The organism is Eubacterium aggregans (genome assembly GCF_900107815.1).
Taxonomy (GTDB): domain Bacteria; phylum Bacillota; class Clostridia; order Eubacteriales; family Eubacteriaceae; genus Eubacterium_O; species Eubacterium_O aggregans.
Genome location: NZ_FNRK01000006.1, coordinates 134,789 through 140,788, shown reverse-complemented (window position 1 = coordinate 140,788; position 6,000 = coordinate 134,789). Strand labels below are relative to the sequence as shown.

4 protein-coding genes, 1 tRNA gene and 1 other annotated feature are annotated in these 6,000 nt (G+C 44.2%); of the genes, 3 read left to right on the top strand and 2 right to left on the bottom strand.

Annotated features, from left to right (window positions below):
* Positions 1-18: 18 nt before the first annotated feature.
* The 3 genes from BLW33_RS05155 (at position 19) to typA (ending at position 2,906) form a co-directional block, all read left to right on the top strand.
* Positions 19-94, top strand: a tRNA-Lys gene (locus BLW33_RS05155).
* A gap of 69 nt (positions 95-163) precedes the next feature.
* On the top strand, positions 164-949 hold the full coding sequence (locus tag BLW33_RS05150; protein WP_090306013.1) for a histidinol-phosphatase HisJ family protein: 786 nt from the start codon (positions 164-166) through the stop codon (positions 947-949).
* A 139-nt stretch (positions 950-1,088) separates the two neighbouring features.
* Positions 1,089-2,906 carry a translational GTPase TypA gene (gene typA, locus BLW33_RS05145; protein ID WP_090306009.1) on the top strand — a complete coding sequence of 606 codons (1,818 nt, stop codon included), beginning with the start codon at positions 1,089-1,091 and terminating at the stop codon, positions 2,904-2,906.
* A 56-nt stretch (positions 2,907-2,962) separates the two neighbouring features.
* Here the strand turns inward: typA and BLW33_RS05140 are convergent, their stop codons facing one another.
* On the bottom strand, positions 2,963-4,645 hold the full coding sequence (locus BLW33_RS05140) for a 2-isopropylmalate synthase (RefSeq protein WP_090306006.1): 1,683 nt from the start codon (positions 4,643-4,645) through the stop codon (positions 2,963-2,965).
* 51 nt (positions 4,646-4,696) lie between these two features.
* Positions 4,697-4,942, bottom strand: a binding site (T-box leader).
* A gap of 66 nt (positions 4,943-5,008) precedes the next feature.
* On the bottom strand, positions 5,009-5,842 hold the full coding sequence (locus BLW33_RS05135) for an undecaprenyl-diphosphate phosphatase (protein WP_090306004.1): 834 nt from the start codon (positions 5,840-5,842) through the stop codon (positions 5,009-5,011).
* Positions 5,843-6,000 lie beyond the last annotated feature (158 nt).

Sequence of the window (6,000 nt, the reverse complement as noted above, 5' to 3'; positions counted from 1 at the left end):
AGAGGTATAATTTCATATGACCCATTAGCTCAGTTGGTAGAGCATCTGACTTTTAATCAGGGTGTCGGGCGTTCAAGTCGCCCATGGGTCACCATCGATAGTTCAAGAGCCCACAAGGCTCTTTTTTTAAATTCTTTAATTTTAAATTAATGTAGGAGGACCCATGTATTCAGATTTTCATCTACATACGGCTTTCAGCGACGATTCGGACTATGCGATGCAATCATCCATCGAACAAGCAATTGCGCTTGGTCTTGAAGAAATTGGCTATGCTGAACATCTTGACTATGGGATTGATAATGTGGATCAGTGTGATATTCCTTTATATTTAGAAACGATTGGGGACTATCAAAAAAAGTATAAAGACCAGATTGTAATTCGCCAGGGGGTTGAGTTTGGTATTCAGGCTCACACAATTTCGGAATATCAGAAAACCTTTGATGCCTATCCCTTTGATTTTGTCATTTTATCCATCCACCAAATTAACAATCAGGAATTTTGGCGCAATGAATACCAAGAGGGTAAACCCCGTGGCGCTATATTGGAGGGATACTACGATGAACTATTTTCTGTTTTATCCCAATACAATGATTATAGCTTTTTAGGGCATGTCGATGTCATCAATCGGTATGTGGAACGGGGCCCCTATCTAACGCCGCGAAACCGTGATCAAATCGCTGAGATTTTTAAACATATCATCGAGAAGGGGAGAGGGATTGAGGTCAATACCTCATGCTATCGTTATGGTCTGAAGGATTTAACCCCTTCTCGGGAGATCATCCGTCTTTATAGAGAGTTAGGTGGTGAGATTATTACCATTGGCTCTGATGGACATAACCAGGAGGAGTTGGGGTTTAAGATTCTCGAAACCCAAAATGAATTAAGGGAAATGGGGTTTAAAGCGATTTATACCTTTAAAGAGATGATGCCAGTGGGTCATTTGCTGTAAGGTTTCGTTAAAATGAAAATATTACTTGTCAAGTTGTAAAATTTGCAGTAAAATTAAATGAACGCATTAAGATGAACGACCATCCGGGGCTTCACCCCGGTTTTTTGTTGATTTAATTCCTTTATAAAGGTAGGTAACTATGAAAGAACAACAGCCCATTATTAATATTGCTGTCATCGCCCATGTCGATGCTGGTAAATCGACTCTCGTGGACGCCCTTCTGGGACAAAGCGGCGTCTTTCGTGAAAATCAGGAGGTCGTTGACTGTATTATGGACAGCAACGATTTAGAGCGAGAACGCGGGATTACCATTTATTCAAAGAATTGTTCCATCATGCATGGTGATATTAAGATTAATATTGTCGATACGCCGGGACATGCCGATTTCTCGTCCGAAGTAGAACGAATTTTAAAAACGGTCGACACTGTGATTTTGTTGGTAGACTCCAGCGAAGGTCCCATGCCACAGACCCGTTTCGTCCTGAATAAATCCTTGGAACAGGGACTACGCCCCATTCTGTTCATCAATAAGATTGATAAAAAGGATCAACGCGCCGAAGAAGTGGTCGATGAAGTTTTCGACTTATTCGTCGAGTTAAAAGCAAATGACGAACAATTAGATTTTCCTATCCTTTATGGTGTGGCCAAGGAAGGAATCGCTAAATATGAAATGGAGGACGAAAGTACGGATTTGACTCCGCTTTTTGATACCATTGTTAAGCACGCCGGAGTTCCTGAGGATTTAAGTTTAGAGCCACTCCAAATGCAGATTTCGACCTTAGCCTATGATGATTATATCGGACGTTTAGGAATTGGCCGGGTATCTTATGGGACCATTCACGCCGGGGAAAACCTGGAGGTGGTTAAACGGGATGGTAGCTTTGAAAAAGTCCGTGTGGGTCAGATCTTTGTATATCGGGGATTATCTCGGGTGGAAGTCAAAGAAGCTAAGGCTGGAGATATTGCCGTTGTTTCTGGGATTCCAGATATCTCCATTGGAGAAACCATTGGTGAAGTCAACCAAGTCCAGCCCATGGAATTAATCGAGATTGAAGAGCCAACCCTGTCCATGAATTTCCTTGTTAACTCATCACCCTTTGCTGGAAAAGTGGGTAAATTTGTGACTACCCGCCACATTAAAGCTCGATTGGAAAAAGAGCTTGAGGTCAATGTTGGGATGACGGTTGAGCCACTTCCAGACACCACTGAAGGTTATAAGGTATCGGGTCGTGGGGAGCTGCACCTTTCTATTTTGCTTGAAAACATGCGCCGGGAAGGCTATGAAATTTCGGTTTCCAAGCCAGAGGTTATTATGCACCGGGATGAAAATGGTAAGAAGCTGGAACCGGTAGAACAAGTTGTAATAAGCGTACCGGATGAATATTCTGGAGCCGTCATTAATAAGCTTAATCTTCGGAAGGGATTAATGGTAGGGATGTCCTCAGATGAAGGATGGACCAACTTGGAATTCAACGTCCCGACCCGAGGCCTTTTGGGATATCAGAGCGAGTTTATCAATGATACCCACGGTGAAGGTACCCTGGTTCGTCGATTCAATTCCTTTGAACCATATATGGGAGAAATCCCAGGTCGTCAGAATGGGGTGTTGATTTCTGGTGTTGCCGGAGAAACCATGGCCTATTCCCTGTACAATTTAAGTGATCGTGGAATTATGATGGTAGGACCGAGCACACCGGTCTACGAAGGAATGGTCATTGGGATTAATAACCGAAGTGACGATATGGTGGTGAACCCCATCAAGAACAAGAAGCTGACTAATACTCGGTCATCGGGCGCTGATGATGCTTTGAAACTCATTGATCCAAAAATCTTTACTCTTGAGGAAGCCTTGGAATTCATTGAGGATGATGAGCTGGTGGAAATTACACCAACGGATATTCGCATTCGGAAGAAGATTCTTTCTGAATTGGATCGTCGTCGTTTCAGACGGAACTAATCATAAAGAGAGCCAGAACAGTTAATCGCTGTATCTGGCTCTTTGTGGTTTATAAATTAATTCTGTGTTTGAGGCTTTTCCATCGCACGATTAATGGCAGAAACCAAGGCTTTGACGGAGGCCACGATAATATCATTATCGATACCGGCTCCCCAGATAGTGCCATTGCCTTCTAAGGTGATACCTACATAGGCAACCGCTTTAGAAGTAGAACCATGTTCCAGGGCATGTTCTCCGTATTTTAAGTCTGTGTAGGGAGTGTTCATGATGCCCTTGATCGCATTGCATACAGCGTCGAATCGGCCATTGCCTTCTCCGGAACAGGTGCTTTGTACACCGTCCCGTTCAACCACGACATCTGCTTGCATCCGGCCTTCAGGCAGCTGGGTGAAATGGTACTCTGGCAGAGAAAAGCGTTCATCTTTATTCACATAGGTCGTGCTGAAGATATCGTACACTTCTTCTGCAGAAAGCTCTTTATGCTTATTGTCTGAAACGTCCTTAACGGTATAGCCCAGGTCTTCACGCATAAGTTTTGGCAGATCGTAGCCATATTTTTGTTCCAGAACATAGCCGATACCGCCCTTGCCGGATTGGCTATTAATTCGGATCACGTCCTTTTCATAAATTCGGCCTAAGTCCGTGGGATCGATGGGAAGATAGGGGACGGTCCATTTATTGGTGTGCTGTTCCTCCCGGTAGTTCATACCCTTGGCGATGGCATCCTGATGGGAACCGGAGAAGGCGGCGAAAACCAGAGCCCCACTATAGGGCTGGCGTTCGTAGACGTGCATCCGGGTGTTGCGTTCATAGGCTTCGGTGATCTCTGGTAGATTATTGAAGTTCAGCTTGGGGTCCACACCATGGGTGTACATATTCAAGGCCAGGGTAACAATATCGACATTCCCTGTCCGCTCTCCATTGCCAAAGAGGGTCCCCTCAATGCGATCTGCTCCAGCCAGTAACCCCAGCTCAGAATCGGCTACGGCACAGCCCCGGTCGTTATGGGGATGGAGGGATACAATGACATTTTCCCGATAGGCCATATTATCACACATATATTCAATCTGGCTGGCGTAGACATGGGGGAGTGACATGGATACGGTAACGGGGAGATTGATGATGACCTTATGATCAGCGGTGGGCTGCCACACATCAAGAACGGCGTTACAGATATCCAAGGCGAAATCCACCTCGGTACCGGTAAAACTTTCCGGGGAGTATTCAAATTGGAAATTTCCCTGGGTTTCTGCCGCTAAATCCCTGAGCATCATAGCACCGTCTACAGCAATTTTAATAATTTCTTCCTTTGATTTTCGAAAGACCTGTTCCCGTTGAGCCAGGGAGGTTGAATTGTAGAGATGAACGATGGATTTTTTACAGCCTTCCAGTGCGGCAAAGGTTTTACGGATAATATGTTCCCGGGCCTGGGTTAACACCTGGATGGTGACATCTTCTGGAATGAGGTCTTGCTCAATCAGGGCCCGGAGGAAACGGTATTCTGTTTCTGAGGCAGCGGGAAAGCCAACTTCGATTTCCTTAAAGCCAACGGAAACTAAATATTGGAAATATTCAATTTTTTCATCAAGGCTCATAGGGATGATCAGGGCCTGGTTGCCATCCCGAAGGTCCACGGAGCACCAAATGGGTGCTTCGGTAATATATTCTTTTTCCACCCATTTGTGGGAGGAAACCGGGGGCATAAAATAGCCCCGACTATATTTTTTGTGATTCATCATGATTTTATTCTCCTTTTTCCAAAAAATAACAAAGCCTCTATGTCTAAAAGACATAGAGGCGAAAGTTGACGCTTACGCGGTACCACTCTAATTCACAGCCTATACTGGCTGCCTTTATCAGATACGTCCCAAGGGATTATATCCTTCTGATATAACGGTCAGATGCCGGCGATGCCTACTTGGTGGTTCAGCATGCTACTCCAAGGCCAGTTCAGATATCCGTTCAGTCCGCTTCACATCAGCCAGCGGCTTTCTGTACCTTCTGAAAATCTTACTACTCCCCATCACTGTATTACCAGTATTCTACTTGACATTTTTTTATTTGTCAAGGATAGAATAAAATAAATCTAAAGAAAAAGTTTTCTAGGCAAAGAGGGCAGCGTAAATCAGAACGATGATCCCAAGGACGATCCGGTAATATCCAAAGACCTTGAAATCGTGCTTGCGGATATAGCTCATTAAGAATTTAATGACAAAGACCGATACGATAAAAGCCACGACCATACCGACAATAAGGACTGCGGCTTCTGTTCCAGAAAAGCCAAAGCCGGTGCGGATGAAGAATTTAAGTAGTTTCATCAGACTGGCACCCAGCATAACCGGAACCGCCAGAAAGAAGGAAAATTCTGCGGCGACTTTACGGGATGTTCCTAAAATGGATGCTCCAAGGATGGTCGAGCCTGAACGTGAAGTTCCTGGGATAATGGAGAGCGCTTGGAAGAAGCCGATCCCCAAGGCTGTTTTAAAACTCAGTTCATCCAGGGAATTGATTTTGAACTGTCGGTGCTTATTCCGGTTTTCAATGATGATAAAGGCAATCCCATAGACAATCAGAGCAATGGCGACACTGATAAAATTATAAAAATGGGTATTAAACCAATCATCTAAAGGGAGACCAATGATGGCGGCGGGCAGCATGGCGACGATAATCTTGGCCCACAGATTCCAAGTTTTCTTTTTCTCCACCGGTGTTTTGGTTCCGGAGAAGGGGTTAAGCTTATGGAAATATAGCAGGAGAACAGCCAGAATGGAGCCAAATTGGATGACCACCAGGAACATATCCCAGAAATCCTTTGAAACGTTCATATGGATGAACTCCTCCAATAGAATCATATGGCCAGTACTGCTGATGGGGAGCCACTCGGTAATTCCCTGTACAATACCGAATAAAGCCGCCTTTAAAATTTCGAAAAACATGAACGATGCGTTCCTCGCTTTCTTTAAATTTGAATTTTATTTTACCACAAAGGATCCGAGAAATATATAGATTCAGGATTACAGAATTGTAAGGAATGGATAAAGAGATTCTTTGCTTTACTTCTCCTTAAGTTTTCTTTTATATCCCCTATTTCCTG

What these genes read in the sequence shown, in the direction of transcription:
- typA (WP_090306009.1), top strand. Translation starts at nt 1,089, where the DNA reads ATGAAAGAACAACAGCCCATTATTAATATTGCTGTCATCGCCCATGTC.
- BLW33_RS05140 (WP_090306006.1), bottom strand. Translation starts at nt 4,645, where the DNA reads ATGATGAATCACAAAAAATATAGTCGGGGCTATTTTATGCCCCCGGTT.
- BLW33_RS05150 (WP_090306013.1), top strand. Translation starts at nt 164, where the DNA reads ATGTATTCAGATTTTCATCTACATACGGCTTTCAGCGACGATTCGGAC.
- BLW33_RS05135 (WP_090306004.1), bottom strand. Translation starts at nt 5,842, where the DNA reads ATGTTTTTCGAAATTTTAAAGGCGGCTTTATTCGGTATTGTACAGGGA.